The 19,454-nt window shown below is 39.1% G+C and carries 11 protein-coding genes; 2 read left to right on the top strand and 9 right to left on the bottom strand.

The features are described 5' to 3' along the window. Positions 1-462: 462 nt before the first annotated feature. Positions 463-1,248: a phosphate ABC transporter ATP-binding protein gene (locus tag FD725_RS09655; RefSeq protein ID WP_179047925.1), complete on the top strand. Its 786-nt coding sequence runs from the start codon at positions 463-465 to the stop codon at positions 1,246-1,248. Positions 1,249-1,425: 177 nt separating this feature from the next. On the opposite strand, the gene FD725_RS09650 is transcribed toward FD725_RS09655, so the two are convergent. From FD725_RS09650 to FD725_RS09610, 9 genes are all read right to left on the bottom strand, one after another. After that, complete coding sequence (locus FD725_RS09650) at positions 1,426-3,210, bottom strand: M61 family metallopeptidase (protein ID WP_179047924.1); 1,785 nt, start codon at positions 3,208-3,210, stop codon at positions 1,426-1,428. 349 nt (positions 3,211-3,559) lie between these two features. Beyond that, entirely contained in the window at positions 3,560-4,243 is a 684-nt protein-coding gene (locus tag FD725_RS09645; protein WP_179047923.1) for a Crp/Fnr family transcriptional regulator, read from the bottom strand. Positions 4,244-4,542: 299 nt separating this feature from the next. Further along, positions 4,543-5,739, bottom strand: coding sequence for a pilus assembly protein PilB (locus FD725_RS09640; protein ID WP_179047922.1), 1,197 nt, complete (start codon positions 5,737-5,739; stop codon positions 4,543-4,545). Positions 5,740-6,073: 334 nt separating this feature from the next. After that, entirely contained in the window at positions 6,074-9,703 is a 3,630-nt protein-coding gene (locus FD725_RS09635) for a hybrid sensor histidine kinase/response regulator (protein ID WP_179047921.1), read from the bottom strand. A gap of 281 nt (positions 9,704-9,984) precedes the next feature. Beyond that, positions 9,985-13,302: a GAF domain-containing protein gene (locus tag FD725_RS09630; protein ID WP_179047920.1), complete on the bottom strand. Its 3,318-nt coding sequence runs from the start codon at positions 13,300-13,302 to the stop codon at positions 9,985-9,987. Positions 13,303-13,382: 80 nt separating this feature from the next. Then, the gene (locus tag FD725_RS09625; RefSeq protein ID WP_179047919.1) at positions 13,383-13,856 is read right to left on the bottom strand and encodes a chemotaxis protein CheW; all 474 of its coding nucleotides are present in this window, start codon (positions 13,854-13,856) and stop codon (positions 13,383-13,385) included. A 27-nt stretch (positions 13,857-13,883) separates the two neighbouring features. Next, on the bottom strand, positions 13,884-14,246 hold the full coding sequence (locus tag FD725_RS09620) for a response regulator transcription factor (RefSeq protein ID WP_179047918.1): 363 nt from the start codon (positions 14,244-14,246) through the stop codon (positions 13,884-13,886). A 233-nt stretch (positions 14,247-14,479) separates the two neighbouring features. Next, on the bottom strand, positions 14,480-15,661 hold the full coding sequence (locus FD725_RS09615) for a response regulator (RefSeq protein ID WP_179047917.1): 1,182 nt from the start codon (positions 15,659-15,661) through the stop codon (positions 14,480-14,482). Between the two features lie 738 nt (positions 15,662-16,399). Then, complete coding sequence (locus tag FD725_RS09610) at positions 16,400-17,587, bottom strand: tetratricopeptide repeat protein (RefSeq protein ID WP_179047916.1); 1,188 nt, start codon at positions 17,585-17,587, stop codon at positions 16,400-16,402. Positions 17,588-17,822: 235 nt separating this feature from the next. Here FD725_RS09610 and FD725_RS09605 point away from each other — a divergent pair, with 235 nt between their 5' ends. Further along, a complete protein-coding gene (locus FD725_RS09605; RefSeq protein ID WP_179051490.1) occupies positions 17,823-19,214 on the top strand; it encodes a serine/threonine-protein kinase in 1,392 nt (463 codons plus the stop codon). Positions 19,215-19,454 lie beyond the last annotated feature (240 nt).

Genomic DNA, 19,454 nt, shown 5'->3' with positions numbered 1-19,454 from the left:
ATGTTACATCAAGTATTTGTCTTTTGGATTAGTTTTTTCAACTAATTAGATAGTAGAAGTGAGGATGACTCAGTGTATATACTACTAGTTGATAACCAAAACCAACAAAATTATTATACTTCCCGGTAGTAACCGATAGGAATGGGATAATTCAGACGATGATTTTTGCGTAAGCTGTTATGTCTGGCAATAAATTGAATTTAAGAGCCATCAAAAGTTCAAAATTAAATTGATAACTGCTTGATTTCAACTTGATGAAATCATACCACAACTGATTGACAAGGAGAAGAGTTTTGATGCGAGCATTTTTCTATTAAATACTGCTATTTAGCCATTAATGAATACTAGTCTTCGCTTGCTAGCGTTATGACTATCCTATATTGGCTTCACAAATAGCAAAAAGGTAGCAGGGTTTGTTACTACTTTGTCGAGTCAATATCTATATAAATGCCTTTTTGAGCAATGAATAAATTAATTCCAGCCATCAGAGTCAAAAATCTTAGCTTTTATTATGACACTCAAAAAATTTTGGAAGGAGTGTCTGTAGATATCTATCAAAGCAAAGTAACTGCCATTATTGGCCCTAGTGGTTGTGGAAAATCTACTTTTATCAAGTGTCTCAATCGCATGAGTGAATTAGAGGCACAGGTGTTAGTTGAAGGGAGAGTGGAATTCTTTAATCAGAATATTTATGAGCGTCGGGTGAATTTGAATCGACTACGCCGACAAGTGAGCATCGTTCATCCCAAACCCAATCTTTTTCCCATGAGCGTTTATGATAATGTTGCCTATGGAGTAAAAATTGTCGGTTGGCGACCCAAGGTAGAAATAGATGATATTGTTGAATCTGCACTCAAAAATGCTGACCTTTGGGATGAAGTAAAAAATAAATTACATAAATCAGCGCTAGACCTGTCTGGTGGACAACAGCAACGACTTTGTATTGCTCGTGCTTTGGCAGTTAAACCCAAGGTTCTGCTGATGGATGAGCCTTGTTTTGGTCTTGATCCTATCGCTAGTATGAAAGTGGAGAGCTTAATTCAGAGTTTGCGTCTTCGTTCTGAGTTAACCATCGCTATTGTCAGCCATAATTTACCCCAAGTTGCCCGTATATCGGACTTCACAGCCTTCTTGTGTCCCAACGAAAATAAAATTGGGCAATTAGTCGAATTTGGCACTACTAAGAAAATTTTCCATAATCCTCTGGATGTTCGGACTCGTGATTATGTCTTAGCTCGTCTAGGATAAGGTGATGTCGCAAATTGAGATAAATATAAAACTGGCAAAAATCGATGTTTGTCAGAATGAGAGATGAGGGGAATTGATAGTTGATCACCTGACTCATCTCCCCTACTGGAATCCTACTTCTTTCTGTACCTGAGTATTAATAGCAGAGAACACAAAAGAAAAATTTTGCGATTGTCATCAACTTACAGTAGAAATGGACGCACCTAACCAGCCGGCAAAGTTCTCTTGCTGAGTCGGGTTGGGATTCTGCACCGCTAATAGTTGATACTTAGTAGGGCGTGGTGTTCCCAGTGTGACTGAATACGTACGCAGTTCATCTTGATGAAAAACCGTAACCTCAATCGGATCATTTGGTTGATAATCTTTGAGGCGATCGCTCAACTGATGGGCTGTGATTTTGATGCCAGCAATAGCTAACAACTCATCACCAGCATCAATACCTGCCAGTTGTGCAGGTGAACCCACCTCAACAAATTTAATATTTTCCCGACCATTTTCCGTGTTTACCTTAATGCCTAAGTAGGGTTCTTCCTCCCTCTCAGTCACTAAATGTAAGCCAAATGGTTCTAAGTAATGATTAAACGGTAATTCCTCAGTGCCATCAATGTACAATTCAAAGAAATCTGTTAAATCCACTCCAGCAACCGATTCAAATACCCCTTGCAATTGCTCAGAAGTATAACCAATTTCGGCTTGTCCGAATCTCTGCCACATTTGGCGCATCACATCATCAAGAGAACGCTGATTACGATGGCGCGCTCTAATCAGCAAATCTAGCAGCAAAGATACCATTTCTCCCTTCAAATAATAGGAGATTTGCGAATTCCCAGTATTAGTATCCGGACGATAGAGTTTAATCCAAGCATCGAAACTTGACTCTGAGAGTGTTTGCACCTTCCGTCCTGGTGTTGTCAGTAACCGAGTTATTTCTTTACTCCAATAATTTAAATAGGCTTTGGCATCGTAAATGCCTGCCCTCAGAGGAATCAGTAAATCATAATAACTCGTTGTCCCCTCGCAAAACCACAGAGATGGTGTGTAATTTTCTTGATCATAATTAAACACCTCTAAGGCTTGAGGGCGAATGCGCTTGACATTCCACAAGTGAAAGAATTCATGTGCTACCAGTTGAAGAAAGCGTTCGTACTTATCCTGGGTGCGAAATCCAAAACGCTGATAAATCAAAGAGCAACTGTTTTTATGCTCCAAACCGCCATAAGCTTGAGCAAACAAATGCAGCAGAAACAGATATCGCTCATAAGGCAAGCCGCCAAACATCTGCGCTTGCACTTGTATAATCTTCTGGATATCAGCAATTAGCTGTGGTACTTGAAAATTTCCCTGTCCCCAAATTGCCAGTTCGTGAGGTTTGCCCAACACTTCAAAGTGATATGACTGGTGTTCGCCAATCTCAAACGGACTGTCTACCAACGTATCAAAATCGGCAGCATAAAAAGTATAAGATTGTTCACCAACTCTTGGTAGAGCAGTAGTCACTTGCCACTGGGGATGTGGTGGTAAGATGGTCACGTGAATTGGTAGGCTCTCCCATCCAGGAAGTCGCAAAAATAGTGCAGCCCCATTAAAATAACCGTGAGTACTGTCTAGGTGATTTGTCCGTACTGAGAGTTCATTTGCAAAAATGCGATAACGCACTGTCACTACTGAGGCATCACCCTTGTTAATCTGCCAATGGTTTTTACTGATTTTCCGCCAAGGTAAAACTTCATCACCAGCTAAAGCTGTGAAGTCTTGTAAATTTTTGGCGTACTCTCGCACCAAATATGATCCTGGTGTCCACACCGGCATTTTTAAGTCAAGAATTGGTGATGAGTAGTTTACAATTTGCAAACTCACCTCAAATAGATGCGTCTCTGGTTGGGGCATTGCCACCAGGTAATTAATAGTCGGCACGGTTTCCTGAACGCCAATATCGATACGAGGTGCTGTTGCTTCAGTCATCTGTAGTTAGGAGTGATAAGTTCTGAGTCAAAAGTCAATCCATAGTTAATAGTTAATAGTTAATGGTCAATAGTCAATAGTTAAGCAATATAGACTCACCACTGAGGAATGTAGTAACGCCATTGACTATGATAAGGGTACTATCACGCATCTGACTAAAAGGGGACTCTCCAAAACCTTGATTTTCTTGGTTCTATATTCTTTAGTATCGACTTGCCACTGTAGGACTAATTGTCCCTAAGAGGCGATTTATTAAGTAAAGATAACATTATGGTGTGTTTAACTACATTAAAGCATACACAAAATTTAAGATTTACTTTATAAATCAACTATCAGTACTTAGCATCGGCTAGACCTTACCAGCTAAGTTGAGTAACTGTTTGAAGTTTATCAGATAAATATTATTGTGAAGTGAGTCAATTTTTATCCAACCTTTTTCGTGTAGTTTTTCCATGATTTTACTGGTTTCTTCTACACCGATTTCTGTAACTTCAGCTAAATCTTTAAAAGGGATGTTAAAAATTTCCTTGCCTTGCGCTGATTCCAGTCCATAGCTTTCGCCTAAACTCACCAAGGTATGAGCCAGTTTCACAGCAGGCGGTGCAGAACGAATTTGCAAGCGTTGGTTGATTTGTCGCAATCGCCGCACCATGAGTTGTAACATTCTGTGATGGAGTTGCGGATCTTTAAAAAGTATTTGAATAAACCTTTCTCTGGAAATACTCAGTAATTTTACTGGGGAAAGCGCAATGACATCTGTTGAACGGGGAGATTCATCCAAAATTGCCATTTCTCCAAAAAAATCACCTCTGCCAAGAATTGCCAAAGCTACAGCATCATCTCCACAAGTGCGTCGGACTTTCACCCAGCCAGAGACGACAAAGTAAACTGCATTACCCCAGGCATCTTCCATCAAGACAGCTCTGCCAACTGGGTATTCGTGTTCAATAGAAACGTTGAGTAGCCACTCTAAAGTTTGGGGGTTGGCTGTACTCAATAAGGGGAAAATTTCACTAAAAACCTCAGTCTGCATGAAATTTTTGCTAAAGGTGGATTTGGTAGGGGAAAATTCAGCTAGTAACACAAGTTAAAGAAGTCATAAGTACTGTTTTGTCACAGAGATTTAGTGCCAAGTCAACCGACGGGATACTCCCCCAGTGAACTTTGTCAGACAGACCCCGTGATAAAACTTACTGCTCTTTTGCAGCTGAGGACTTCAAGCCGCCGTTGGCGCAGCCTCTCGCAGAGAAGTTTGTTAAAAGTTACAAGAAATAATGCTGATAACGTGCCATTACAAAATAACAATTATCTAAGTAATCGCAATCAGAAGTTTTACTGACTACCTGATGATTTGCTATCTGTTGGTAACTGGTTATTTGCTGTCAAAATTTTGATTTGTTGGTCTAATTTTTCGACTAGTCGATTGAGGGTAGTCAGCGCGTCTGCTTGCTCAGATTTGAGACTGGGATTTAGCAACAGTCTTTGGTGCAATTCATGCAATTTATAACTGAGTTGTTGAGAAATGCCGATGATATCGCCGCTAAGACGGGCTAGTTGTTGTTGTTGATAAAATTTTAAAGCAGCTCCTCTTAATACCTGGAGTGTAGCTTCTTCACCGTGGATTCCTGGCATCACACGTATGCGTAATAATAAGCGACTATTTTGATATAAGCATTCTTTTTCGATTTGTTGCGCTTCTGCAACAGTGTTGACAGGGAAGGCAGCAAACCGTTTTAATTCGTTGAGGACTCCTTGAAAAACCGAGAGGGGTAAATTTTCCAAGACAGATTGCAAGACTCCGTTATCACTCCAAATAATTCTGCCTTGATAGGGCTGTCTTTCTAAATATAAACGCCCAATTCCCCCACCTAAAACTCGTGCTAGTAATTCTTCCAAGAATTTTCTGGGTGGTAGATTTACTAGTGCCTCAATAGAACTGAATAGTTCTGAAGTGTGGATTTGTAAAACTGTCACATCGCTAAATTGAACTATTTCTGCTGCTTTGTTCTCTGGTAGTGCAGAAACATGACTGGGAGTTGAGGTAAAACTTTCTGCATTTGTCGGTACAAACAAGTCTACTGATTGCTCAGAAGATAAATTTGCTGGTGGTTCCAAAGAAGGGGTAGCTATGATATCTTCTGGGCTGGGTTCTGGTACAACTTCTGCAACTGGTTTGGTTTCTGGGCTAAATGTATTTTTATAGTTGAGGTAAGCTGAGAGGATGGTACGGTGAGTGTCGATGGCGATCGCCACAGTTACCATAGTGCAGTTAAGATAAGAGACAATCTGACTGACGTAATCTAATGCAGTGCTATCTTGTGGCTGCACCATACCCAAGGATAGCTGATTGTTGCCTAATTTTAAGGGTAAAACTTGGTAGTAGAGGCAAGCTTCAAAGGACAAGATGCTATCAATCAGCTGGAATATCTGCTCACGTCCGGCTTCTTGTTCCCAATCATTAAGAGTTGTGTTGAGGAGTTGCTTTTGACTGGCTCCAGGATCAGCTGGTTTACCCTCTGAAGACCACATAGGTTTGCTTGCTTGATGTTTCTTATATATTCTATGTTGCTCTAGAGCATTTAGCAGTAAATAAATATACTCTGGGGGAGTGAGGGAGTGAGGGAGTGAGGGAGTGCTGTTAGCGGAAGCGGGGCGTTTAGCCCGTGCTGAGTGCTGAGTGCTGAGTATAAAACTATTGACTATTGACTATTGACTATTGACTATTGACTATTGACCAATGCCCAATTCCTCCTTTCACACTGTCACTAACTGATTTAAGTCTGCTTTAGCTGCATTAATTAAACGTGAGTTCGACGGCTGAAAAAACCCCTCTCCAAACCTCTCTCCTTTTAGGGGAGAGGCTTTAAAAGCTCGATTTTTCGTTGATCTGTGATGCTCTTGGCTCCCCTCTCCGCGTCGGAGAGGGGCTGGGGGAGAGGTCAAAAAAAGTTGTCGAACTCACGTTAATTAAATGCTCGATGGTGGTAATCAATTCATGTTCTAAATAAGGTTTGGTTAGGTAGGCTTTTGCGCCTAGTTCTTGAGCTAGTTGGCGGTGTTTTTCGGCACTACGGGATGTGAGGATGATTAGGGGAATTTTGATATAATTGGGGTGTTGCTGAAGATGGCTTAATAATTCAAAACCATTCATCCGTGGCATTTCTAAATCGGAGACAACGAGTTGAATTTCGGGATGTCTTTGCAACTGTTCTAAAGCTTCTATACCATTTTGTGCTTGGATTACTTGATAACCAGCTTTTTGTAGCGTTAATGAGAGAGTTTGTCTCAAACTAATGGCATCATCAACTACTAAAACTACTTGAGATAATTTGTGATGTGGTTCTAGGTATCTATGTGATGTATCTGCTGTAGTCTTAGCAGAGTTAGACGCACTGAGGATGGGTGTTGATTGAACGACTGATTCTGAGATTGGTAAGGCTTGATGATTGAGAGGATCATCTATTAGCAGTGGGCTAATATCTAGAGTCGCTTGCATTTCTACTGACTCTAAAAGTAAAGCACCATCGATGACTAAGATAAGGTTGCCATTAGCTAGACTACTACAACCATACACATATTTTGGTGGAGCGATCGCACTACCTAGAGGTCTAATTACTAGTTCTTGCTCACCAATAATTTGTTCAACTTGCACAGCAAAGGTACTGTGATGACGTTTTAGCATCAATACAGGCTGATTCATCATTTCTGTGTGATGCTCAGGTAGGATATTTCCGTTATTTAGATGAGTGAAAAATGTACCATGATAGTTCATTAATTCTGACATTTGATACAGACTCACCATCGTGTCATCATCACCTGTATCCCAATGTAAAACTCGTTTACCTTCAAATTCTTTAATTTGTGGCGATGAGGGAATTAATATTTTTTCTACACTATCCAATAGCAAGGCGTAAATAACACCTCCAGATTGAATAAGCATGAGTTTATCAGTAGTCATAGAAAAGGGTATTTTCAAAATAAATTTTGTGCCTTGATTAGGCAAGGTTTGAACTGAAACTGAACCATTGAGTACTTGTAGTCGAGAACGGACAATATCTAGACCCATACCACGTCCAGAGATTTCATTGGCTCTGGCAGTAGTAGAAAATCCTGGCGCAAACATGATTTCTAATAATGCTGATTCGGTAGCAGAAGAAATATAATCTTTAGCTTCATTGTTAGCTGAGATTAAATTCATTGCAATTGCTTTTTGGCGAATAGTTTCTAATTTAATACCTTGTCCATCATCTCGAACTTCGATAATTGTTTGACTACCTTGATGATAAGCATGAATTTCAATTAAACCTTGTTCTGGTTTACCCAATTCTTGACGAATCTGTGGAGGTTCAATCCCGTGGTCAAAAGCATTACGGACTAGGTGTAACAGGGGATCGTGAAGTTTTTCAGCGATCGCTTTATCTACTAAAATATCTGTACCATAGACTTTCAACTCTACACTTTTGTGATAGACACTACTCAAATTTTTCATCATTTGTGGGAAGTGATTGATAATATTTGCCAACGGCGACATTCTGGCTGAGACTAAGTTATCTATCAGGTTAAAGGCTAATTTTTGTTTTTGATGACTAATTTGAGTAGCTTGTTTGAGCAGGAAATCAATAGATTCTGTAGTTTCTTGCAATTGCAAAGTTTCTTCTATCGATTCATGTAATATCAAATGAAAATCTGTGTAGCCATCCATTTCTAAGGGATCAAAATTGACAGATGCAAATTTTTGTGTGTGTTGCGTTGTCAAGTTTTGAATTTGTAATGGTAAATCACGCAGTTGATTTAACGTTTCTTGGTGTTTATTTATGCGTTGTAATAATTGCCAAAGAATATCTTGAATTTGTTCGTCGTTTAAAGTGCGGCGTTTTTGATGTATGAGTAGTTCACTAGCTAAATAATTGATAGTTTGTAAACATTCTACATCTACACGTACTGATGAGTTTGTTTGATTTTTCTTACCTTGATAGGTTTTAACTTTATCGATAATTTGTTCATTAACAACATCATTTGCGGTTGTGGCAATATCTGTATTTGCTGGTTCAGAGATTGCTAAGGATGTTTGGGAATCGACACAATTTTCATGTTCTGTGGGTGGCTCGACTGGATCTAAATTCTGCTCACTTTCTCCACCCCAGATTACTTCTAATAGATTGTCATTAAAAGTAGAGCTAGAAGTGGATATATCTTGAAAATTTAGGAGTTTTTGTAATTTGGGATTATCAGTCCAATTTTTTTCTTGGGCGGTGACGGGGGGATATTGCTGATAAGCTTTTGCCAATACAGCAATTTTCTGTTGTAGGACTTTGATAATTGATAGACTAGTTGCAGATTTTTTGACAGCCCACTGAAATTTAGCAACGGCTAGGAGAGTGATTAAAATTATGCCTTGGCGATAAAGACAAAGACTGGGGCTATCTTTGTCTTCACGAATAAATTCTAGAAATCTACTCAGCCAGCTTTCCAGATAACTAACTGTATTTTCTAATTCATGATGGGAAATCAATAAATTCCATTCTAGGGCTGATTCGGGAATTTTAACTTCGTGATTGAACCAACCAAAAATATAGTGAACTATTTTTAAATACAATTTGGCAGTTGAGGATTTAATACACTCATGTTGCGTATTGCCCGATGTAGTTAAAAATCGATAAAACTCATCTTGGTTCTGTAAAAATGTTTTGGGTATGTCATCTATTGTACCTATTGCTAACTGTTTTAAAGCCTCAGATGGTGCGCCGCCATGAGTGCGATCGCCTGCTAATATTTGTGTGTGTGCTTGCTGTAAATCAGTGATGGCAATTGTAGCAATTTGCCGTATTTGCGTGGGATTGACTTGCAATGCTGTGATAATTGTTTGGGAAGTTGTGGCAAATCCAGGTAGATTTAAAGACTCTGCTAAACCTAGAAATACTTCAGCTTGAGAGTTTAAAAAAGTGGTTAATTCTGTATCATCTACTATATTATTGATAGCCTCAACAATATTGTCGAGACGTTGCTTGACACCTACTTCAAATATAGACTGAACAATATCAAATCCCAATTCTTCTGAAGTGGGTATATGACTATCATCACCAAAAGCATCGCCCAATTTAGCTTTTAGCTTGGTAAATACTGAAGTTGCTCGACATAGAACTTCTTCTTCATTAAGATTGCCACCTTTTAGTTCTGCATTTAAGGCAAAGTAAAGACACTCATAAGCTTCTAGAATTAGTGTTTGTAATTCACTATCTATAATAACATTTTGACTATATAGCGCTTTAAATACATCTTCTAGAGAATGAGCGATCGCCTGGATGCACTCTAGTCCAACAGTGGCTGCACCACCTTTAATTGTATGGGTTGCCCTCATTAAGTTGTGGACTTTAGTAATACTATATTCTTCTGCTAAACTAAATAATTCTCGCTCAATAGTTTGAATTAATTCAGGGGCTTCTGCTAGAAAATAAACATAGCCTTGTTCACGGATTTCGGTGTCGGTAATCATAAGTTGGGAAGTGGGGTGTGAGGGATGGAGAGAGGGGATGGGGAGATGGGGAGATGGGGAGAGGGGGGATGGGAAAAGAGTATACCCGCATTTCTCACAAGCGGTAGGGGCGGGTTTACAGAAATGATTAATGATTAACAATGATCTTAATGAACCCGCCCCTACAATCTTTGGACAAAGAGAAAACCTCAGTTTAATAAGTCTAGAAATCCGGGTATAATTCTCTCCTTGTCTCCTTATCCCCTTGTCCTTTTCCCCTATTCCCTACTCCCTAATTTTATTTATTCATCCACTTTGAATTTACTGGCAGTTGTGAGTAATTCTTGAGCCATACCTGATAAATCTTGGAAGACAGTAGCGATATCTTGCGATTCAGCAAAAGTTTTGTGGGCAATTTCTGCTACATCTTGCATAGAATTTGTGACTGATACAGATTGCCCCATTTGTTTTTGAGTAGCGTCAGTGATGCGTTGAATTAGTTGACTAATTTCGGCAGTTGCAGACACAATTGCATTTAAGTTTTGCCGAGTTTCATTGACAAAATTTGTTCCTTCTACTACCTGCTGAATTCCTGTTTCCATCGCTACTGCTACCTCTCCAGTTTCTTCTTGAATCTCCTGGACTAATTTTTCAATTTCAATTGTGGCTGCGGCTGATTGGCGAGACAAAGAACGAACTTCATCAGCGACAACTGCAAAGCCTTTACCGTATTCACCTGCGCGGGTGGCTTCGATGGCTGCGTTTAACGCAAGGACGTTTGTTTGTGTGGCAAAGGTACTAATTAAGTTCACCACTTTGGAGATTTTCTGGGAAGATTCACTGAGACGTTTAATTTTTTTGCTAGTTTGAGCAACAGTTTCTCGAATTGCTTGGATAGCTTGGACGGTTAGGTTCATCGCTGCGTCACCAGACTCGACTGTTTGGTTGGCTTGTTGGACTGCTACTTGTACCAATTGGGCGCTAGTGACGACAGCTTGAGTGGAATCTACCATCCGTTGAATCTCACTTAAAGCTGTGGTAATTTCTTCTGATTGTTGTTTGGCTAGGTTATTGAGTCCAGCGAGTGAAGCATTACTATCATTGGAAGTTTGGGCGACTTGTTGGGCTGCACCTTGGACTTGCAAGACAATTTGCCGCAAGGCTTGCAGGGTATTATTGTAAGCATCGGCAATTGTGCCTAGTTCGTCTTCGGTGATGGGCGCACGTACTGTCAAATCGCCGTCTAGGGCTGGTCTAAGCGCCATAAGGAGTTGAATAGAACGCTGTTGCAGTAATTCTTTGGCAGCTTTTTCCCGTCCGGCGGCTTCTGCTAGCTGTGCTGATTGGGTTTGCAGTTTTTGCAGATATTCTGTCTGTTGTAATGCTAACCCCAACTGGTCACCAATCCGGGCTAATAAGTTGACTTGGGATTCTTCCCAATCACGAGTACTAGAGTTTTGATAAGCCGCTAATAATCCCCAGAGTTTTTCACCAAAAAAGATGGGAACTATCACATAAGCTTTGACTTCAAATTGTTCTAAAATTTCTAAATGACAGGGGAAATGTCCGGCTTGATAAATATCATTAACAACAAAGTTTTCACCTTTAGCATATCGTCCCCCTTGAGTTTCTTGGAGATGGGTATCTTCCCAGACAGTTTTGATATCTAGACCTACTAGTTTGACCCAATGATTACCCACTGATTCAGCGATAAATTCTCCACTCCAGTTAGGGTGAAAGCGATAAATAGCGACGCGATCGCATCTCAATAACTGCCTAACTTCTTGAGTGGTAATCTTGAAAATTTCTGCTAAATCTGAGGCTTGGCGGACGCGGGTAACTATCTTCGTAAAAGATTTTTCTTGTTCAGCTATTTGGGCAATTTTTTCAGATTTTACTCGCACTTGTTCGAGATAGTCTAACTGAGATTTTGCTAGACTAAATTGCAGGGCAATCTGTGTTAAAAAGTTGACTTCCCAAGGTTGCCATTCGCGGGAACTAGAGTTTTGATAGGCTGCAAGTAAACCCCATAATTGTTCACCAAAAAATATCGGGACAATAATATAAGCTCTGGCTGCAAATTGTTCGAGAATTTCGAGATGACAGGAAGCTAAACCTATTTGATAAATGTCATTAACAACAAAGTTTTCCCCTCTAACATAGCGTCCACCTTTGGTTTCTTGTAGATAGGTATCATCCAAGACGGTTCTAATATCCGGCCCTACTAGTTTTGTCCAACCTTGACCCACTGATTCAGCGACAAACTCACCACCCCAGTCTGAATTGAAGCGATAAACAGCCACGCGATCGCATCTTAATGATTGTCTCACTTCTTGAGTCGTAGTTCTAAAAATAGTATCAACATCTGCGGCTTGACGGATACGATTGACGATTTTTGTAAAAGCTTTTTCTTGTTCAGCAATATGAATCAGTTGTTCAGATTGTACGCGCATTTGTGCGAGATATTCTGCATGAGCAATAGCTACACCAAATTGCAAGCCAATCTGATTTAAAAAGTTCAGTTCCCACTCTTGCCAATCACGAGTGCCAGAATTTTGATAAGCTGCAAATAAACCCCACAATTGTTCCCCAGCAAATACAGGTACAATCATGTATGCTTTGACTTCAAACTGTTCTAAAATCTCCACATGACAGGGGAAATGCCCGGCTTTATAGATATCATTGACGACAAAACTTTCTTGATGGCGATAACGTCCACCTTGGGTTTCTTGTAAATGAGTATCTTCCCAAACAGTTTTGACTCCAGCACCTACCAATTTTACCCAACCATGACCGACAGATTCAGCGACAAACTCGCCACTCCAGTCAGGATGAAAGCGGTAAACAGCGACGCGATCGCATTTTAGTAATTGGCGGACTTCTTGAGTAGTGGTTTGGAAGATTTTATCGATATCAGACACTCGTAAAATTTTATCGATGACTTTCGCAACGGATTTTTTAGCTTGTGTCTGTAATTGCAATTCTTGTTGAAATTCAAAGTTTCGTAATCTGTAGGTTAATTCTGTAGCAACTTGTGAAAGTAGCGTAATTTCTATTTCTTGCCACTGTCTAGCATTAGCACAACTATGTACTACTAATAATCCCCAGACTTTACCTGCTATGACAATTGGTAAACTTAAACTAGCTTGGATTTGGAATTTATCTAGGAGTTGTTTTTGATAAGGAGAGAGTTGGATCTGAGTGACATCATCAATAGATATGGGTTCTACATAATCTTGATTTGTATGTAAGCCAAACGTAATCCCTGGCAGAATTTCTCCCAAAGTAGGTGTCCAACCGAGAGTACGGGATTCTGCTAAAACAGTACCCGATTCTGAAGAATTAAACTGATAAATTAAGGCTCGATCACTCGATATTTTTTCTCTGATTTTCGCAACAGTAATTTTTAAAACTGCATCTCTATCTACTGCTTGCCCTATCTGAGTTGTGATATCTTGCAATTGTTGCCGCCAGAGTTTAAATTCTTGAGCGATCGCACTTGTTTCTGAATTTGTGTGATGAGATTTATTGCTGAGATTTTTAGTATCTTGTTGATTATCTAATGGTGTAACTGTAGCGACTAGCTCATTTTCATTGCTATTGTGATATGCGATCGTCATTTGATAAACCTCAATAATCTTGATGTAATAACGGAAAATTCACGATTATACATTTAGCAAATATCTGCCGATTAGTGCTATTATTTATGGTGAGATAATATGGGAGAATTAATTATGATTCCAGCATCTAAATTAAACATCATTTTCTCATCATTGCCTAGAAAATATCCTTGCAAAAAAGGAGAAATTCCCGCAGAAAATAATTCTACAGATGGTGCTTTCATTTGGTGATAATCTAAAAGCTCAATATCCATCATCTGCCGCACTATTAACCCTAAATACTTGCCCTCATTCTCTATGACAATTGCCATAATTTTGGTTAATAAATTGGCTGATTGTGACAGTGATGGATAACCCAACATCTCTTCTAAATCTACTAACCACAACATTTCACCCCGCCAGTTATAGACACCTAATACATGGGTTGGCATTTGCGGTACACAACATATATCCCCTAGAGATATTTGCAACACTTCTGTAATCTGCTGGAGAGAAATTACAGCTGAGTCTTTTACTCCCAAATTAAAACTTAAAAACTTTTGTTGATTGTCCAAATTTTTACCCTTTGATGAATTTCGTAGTTATTTACCTAGTTTTCTGAGAGTCAAAGTTAATTCTTCCAGATCAATTGGTTTAGATAAATAACCTTCTGCACCTAACATATCGCCCCAGATTTTATCGACATCACTGTTTTTGGTAGAACAGAAAACGACAGGAATATTGCTAGTTTTGGGATCGTTTTTCAATTCTCGGCAAATTTCAAAGCCACTTTTCCCTGGTAAAATCACATCCAGAAATATTAAATCTGGCTTGGTTTTATCTAGTTTGGCTTGGGCTTCTTCACTACTGGTGGCACTAATTACGGCATAGCCTGCTTGTTGTAAGTAACGACTTAAAATTTCGCGATCAGTTAAGCCATCTTCAATCACTAATGCGGTATTCATGGTAATTCCCTGTAAGATATTTGTCTACTTATTTGCAAAATGAAAGTGTTTTCTATTCAGAAATTAGGAGAGTTTTATTGTGTTATCATTTTGATATTTTGCTTTTAATCTGGCTGATAAAAAATACGTATCCTTGATATTTTTCGAGTTTGGTGTGCAGGAAAGCAGGACATTTCTAAAGTTAATTAGTGATGGAAGCAACTTTGTATTTAGTCCATATATGGCAAAAATTGCTAATGACAAACTTCTAAACGTGACCCAGTTTTCATTGGTAGTGGAGTTTGTACAGGTAAATACCTACGCACTACACTCATGACCTTATCGGCTGCTACAGGTTTTGTCAGAAAGTCTGTAGAACCTACCACCTTGGCACGAACTCTATCTAAAAGACCATCATTACCCGTTAAGATAATCACTGGTGTGTTAGCAAAAGCAGAAATGCGTCGCAGTTGAGTACAGATTTCGTAACCACTAGCAACTGGCATGATTAAATCTAAAAAAATCAAGTCTGGTTTTTCTTGAATGAGAATGGGTAAAGCTTGGATAGGGTCTTGAATTTTGATAAATCTCATGCCATTTGAGGTAATAATATCCTCTAGAGATTTACAAACCTGTGGGCTATCATCTACACAAGCAATTAGTGGTGCTTTTGATTTTTTTGGCTGTGTAGAGATAGGGTTATTGGCATTTTCTGTGACAATTAAAGGTAAATCAGGTAGTTCCACTAATTCAATAATTCCTTTGAGAACATAGGGAAGTAAAGAACGGGAAACAGGCAAAACATTCTGTCTCATTTTCACAGCTAAATCTCGCAGTGTGGATTTGCCATTAATTAAAGTGACGAAATTTTTGTAGATAGATGGACTTACCTGTTGTTGGAGTTGTTCTGTTCGGCGAATCACTGGTGCAAAATCAGGAAAAATGTTCGTCAATCCCGCTTCTGACCAATTTGTCCACGAGTCTAGCATCTGTTTGATAGATAAATCGGCACTCGTGAAACTCATAGGTGTTTCTAAAATAACTTTTTGGCTACGTTCACCCATGATGGTATGAAAGTTACTTTGCTGTGCTAGGTCAAATAACAGTTCTGTAATGCTACTTTCGACAAAAGCATGAATTTGTTCTCGTTGAATTTTCTGCTTTTTATACAAAATTTCTAGGAGACGATAATCCCAATAATTAGTGGAAATATCTTGCTGACGTAGCTGCATTTTATCTACATCAATTTGGGGACAATGTTGTGCCATTAGCCTACGCCAACGCCGGAAAGGATGGGTTCCACCTGTTGCCCAAGCTATCCTACCTAAGCGATAGTAAAAAGTCCATTGATGTTGATTGGGACTGATAAGATTTAGTTGCCCATTATATTGCAGCTGAGTACAAGTTTTAAATTCATTAAATATGTTTGTTATCATCAGAACGGGTGGGTTATACTCAAATATTTATGAACAAGTCAGCCTTTTGTAAACCCAAACTAGCCACCCCAATTAGCAAGCCTTGTCATATTGACTAGTAAACTCATCAATATGCTCTACTAATGATGTCTTGATCCATAGCAGACTTATATCGAAAGTAAAAAGACTAGACCAACGAGGAACACACTAAAATATTTAGCCTTTTACTTCCGAAGTGCAGATAGCTGTGCTTCAAGACTCAATCATCAAGATATATCTATCGATTAAGATACTACTTTAAATACTTTTAAATGAATTTATAACCGTATAAATTCTGATTTTGAGTCCTACTTAAATAGGATATTTCACCATTTTTTATAATGGTTATATAGCTACCCAAAAAGCTTTGAACTTGCCGGAATACTTTACAATTTTTAACAAAAATCATTTTATAGCGTTTTGCGCTTTAGTGAGGTAAATTTGGAGCTAGAGGCTCAAAGCTAGAAATCATAGCTGAGACTGTACCTCAGTATGATCGCTACAATGCACCGAGAAATGTGGTGACCTGCGGCTAATTCTTACTCTCTTAAACTCCCCAATCCTTACACAGCAGTAACACAACGGCAATAAAGCGGGAGGAATATCCACGCCGCTTTTTGCCTCCCCTACTTGAATATTTACTGTCTTTAATTTTGCGGAAAGTTGCGTGCGCGGGTTTCCCGCGTTGAGCAAACTTTTCAAGACGAATTTTGCATCGATTCATACTAACCCCATTTCTCGTAAGCCTTGACGCAATCTATTCGCCTCTTGGGGGTTGTTTTGTTCATGGAGAATAATGGCATTTTTAAAAGCTGTGATACTCGCTTGGGTATTACCAACTTTTAGCTGGACTACGCCTAAATTTTGATAAGCTTCTGCATAGTTGGGCTTTAATTTAATCGCTTTTTGATAACAGGCGATCGCATCTGTAAATAAACCTAATGCTTTGCAGATCATCCCTAAATTGTAATGTCCTGTAGCAAAGTTGGGATCAATTTTCAAAGCCGTTTCATAAGCTTTTTTTGCTCCGGTTAAATCTGCGGTTGTTTTGAGTAAGTTGCCTAAATTGTTGTATGCTCCTAATTTGAGCATGGGGTAAATTGGTAACTTAATAGCAGCTTGATAATGATTAATCGCTGGAGGGATATTTTTTAACTTACTATAAGCGATCGCTAAATGATAATTGAGTTCGTAGAGAATCTCATAATTATCCTCACAAGCTGCAATTCCCCGTTTTAACAACTCCATCCCTTTGTCGATTTTACCGACTTCCACATACAAAGCCCCCAACTTACTGCAAACATAAGGGTCATGGGGATGAGTTGCCAAGAATGTCTCCATTGTCGCTTGAGCTTTGGCATATTTGTTATTTTGAGCGATCGCACTTTTTTGATAACCTGCATGGAGAATCGCTACCTCTGGTAAATAACCAATTTGCCACTCAGGCTCTTTCTCTAAAATGACAGTCACGCTATCATCTACCAAAGCGTGATAAGGACGCTCAAACCGTATCTCTGGATGGTGGCGAAATAGGCGAGAAACCAGAGAATAGGGGGATTGTTCTGCACCTACCTCTTGGCGTACCAGATTGACTAACAAATATTCTTCTCTGGCGATCGCATTTCTCAGATGTGGCACAATTGCACTTGTGAGAGTCTCATCCGCATCTAAAACTAAAACCCAATCGCCAGTAACATATTTTAACGCCGCATTGCGGGCAGCACTAAAGTCATTACACCAGACAAAATCATACACTTTAGCACCGAATTGTGTAGCGATTTGGGGAGTGCGATCGCTGGAGCCTGTATCTAAGACTACCATTTCATCCACCACATTCTGCACACTAGCAAGACATTTTGGTAGCATTTTTTCTTCGTTTTTGACGATCATGCACAGACTAAGACTCATAAGCTAATTTGTATATTGTTGACTCGTATAAGATAATAAAAATACCAAGTAAGTATTTTGGAGTTTCGACTATTGACCATTGACAAAGAATGCCAAACACATATGACTTTACGTAAATCCTCAAAGTAAGTAGTATTTTTTCATAATTTGGTAAAGTATAGCCAGTTAAATTGTGTGTGAGAATCAAGATTAACAAATTAGTAAGTAATTACTTTTAGGAGAAATGGTAAATTTAATGCTGGGTAAAACAGTAGGTGGACGCTACCAAATTCTCACTCAGTTGGGGGGAGGGGGTTTTAGTACGACTTTCATAGCTCAAGATACCCAACGACCAGGAAATCCGCAATGTGTTGTTAAGCATTTTAAACCACTCTCTAACGATGAATACACTTTACGAGAAGCTAAACGTTTATTTCACCTAGAAGCAGCGACTTTAGAAAGGTTGGGAACCCATAACCAAATTCCCCAACTTTTAGCGCATTTTTCCGAAAATCAAGAATTTTATTTAGTTCAGGAATTAATTGTCGGGCATGATCTGAGTCAAGAATTACCACCTGTGACAGATCCACTTCCGGAAACTGAAGTGATCAAACTTCTCAAAGAAATTTTAGAAGTTTTATCATTTGTTCATCAGCAAAATGTGATTCACCGAGATATCAAACCTGCCAATATTCGCCGGAGAAAATCTGATGGCAAAATAGTATTAATTGACTTTGGTGCAGTTAAACAAATCAGCGCCCAACGCACTAATGTTCAAGGAGAAACAAATTTAACTGTAGCTATTGGTACTCCCGGTTATATGCCGAGTGAACAAGCAAATCAAGTACCGAAACTCAGCAGTGATATCTATGCAGTGGGAATTATTGGTATTCAAGCGTTGACGGGAATTAATTTTCCCAATTTTGGCAGTCAAGGACTACCACGACACCCTAATACAGGAGAAATTGATTGGCGAAATCAAGCACCAGTTAGCCCTAAATTAGCCAATATTATCGATAAAATGGTGCGCTATGATTTCCGTCAGCGCTACCAGTCTGCTGATGAAGCTTTGCAAGCAATCCAACGTCTATCACCCAAACCTCTGCCCTGGAAAACTTTGATTGGCGTGGGAATTATTGCTCTAATTATACCTCTAAGTCTGCTGATATTTCAGGCGATCGCTCCCAAAGATAATTTCTTAAATTATGAAAATTCTAGTAAGGGGATAAAACTCAGATATCCTCAAAATTGGCAAAGACAAGATATCGAAAATGTTTTCACTCAAGAATTAGTGACATTTTTATCACCTAAAGAAAATGATGCTGATAAATTTACAGAAAAGCTGACAGTTAATGTTGGTGATTTTGCTGGTACATTAGATGAGTCCAAAGATTTATTTATTAAGGAAATTAAGAATACTCTCACAGATGCTAATGTGATCAGCACCACTACAGCAACTATGGCTAATAAACAAGCTTATCAATTAGTTTACACTGGCAAAAATGGAGATGTGAGTGTAAAAAATTTGCAAATTTGGACTTTAAAAAATGATAAGGCATACGTCATTACCTACACAGCAAATGTAGAAGATTATGATAAGTTTTTGCCAATAGCTGAAAAAATGATTCAATCATTAGAAATTGAATAAGAGTGGGCGACTAGAAGTCGCACGCCACTTGCCACAATGGGCGGAACCCCGACGACACTTGCTACAATGTTGATTTTGTATCAGAGATGTAGTTTGGGTTAAGCGCAGCACAACCCAACATAGATATTGAAAGCTTAACCGATATCTTGGTGTTGGGTTTCCTTACGTCAACCCAACCTACACCTAATATACAAATTTAGCTTTGCCACGCCACTACGTAATTTTTAGAAATCAAATATG

Source organism: Nostoc sp. TCL26-01 (assembly GCF_013393945.1).
In the GTDB taxonomy this organism is placed as follows: Bacteria; Cyanobacteriota; Cyanobacteriia; order Cyanobacteriales; family Nostocaceae; genus Trichormus.
Note: the sequence above shows the minus strand (reverse complement) of the source record. Positions and strands in the feature narration are given on the sequence as shown.

Excerpts from the sequence above, each read along its gene's own strand:
- FD725_RS09645 (WP_179047923.1), bottom strand. The coding sequence starts at position 4,243 with ATGCAGACTGAGGTTTTTAGTGAAATTTTCCCCTTATTGAGTACAGCC.
- FD725_RS09605 (WP_179051490.1), top strand. The coding sequence starts at position 17,823 with ATGCTGGGTAAAACAGTAGGTGGACGCTACCAAATTCTCACTCAGTTG.
- FD725_RS09650 (WP_179047924.1), bottom strand. The coding sequence starts at position 3,210 with ATGACTGAAGCAACAGCACCTCGTATCGATATTGGCGTTCAGGAAACC.
- FD725_RS09620 (WP_179047918.1), bottom strand. The coding sequence starts at position 14,246 with ATGAATACCGCATTAGTGATTGAAGATGGCTTAACTGATCGCGAAATT.
- FD725_RS09655 (WP_179047925.1), top strand. The coding sequence starts at position 463 with ATGAATAAATTAATTCCAGCCATCAGAGTCAAAAATCTTAGCTTTTAT.
- FD725_RS09630 (WP_179047920.1), bottom strand. The coding sequence starts at position 13,302 with ATGACGATCGCATATCACAATAGCAATGAAAATGAGCTAGTCGCTACA.
- FD725_RS09640 (WP_179047922.1), bottom strand. The coding sequence starts at position 5,739 with ATGTGGTCTTCAGAGGGTAAACCAGCTGATCCTGGAGCCAGTCAAAAG.
- FD725_RS09615 (WP_179047917.1), bottom strand. The coding sequence starts at position 15,661 with ATGATAACAAACATATTTAATGAATTTAAAACTTGTACTCAGCTGCAA.
- FD725_RS09610 (WP_179047916.1), bottom strand. The coding sequence starts at position 17,587 with ATGAGTCTTAGTCTGTGCATGATCGTCAAAAACGAAGAAAAAATGCTA.
- FD725_RS09635 (WP_179047921.1), bottom strand. The coding sequence starts at position 9,703 with ATGATTACCGACACCGAAATCCGTGAACAAGGCTATGTTTATTTTCTA.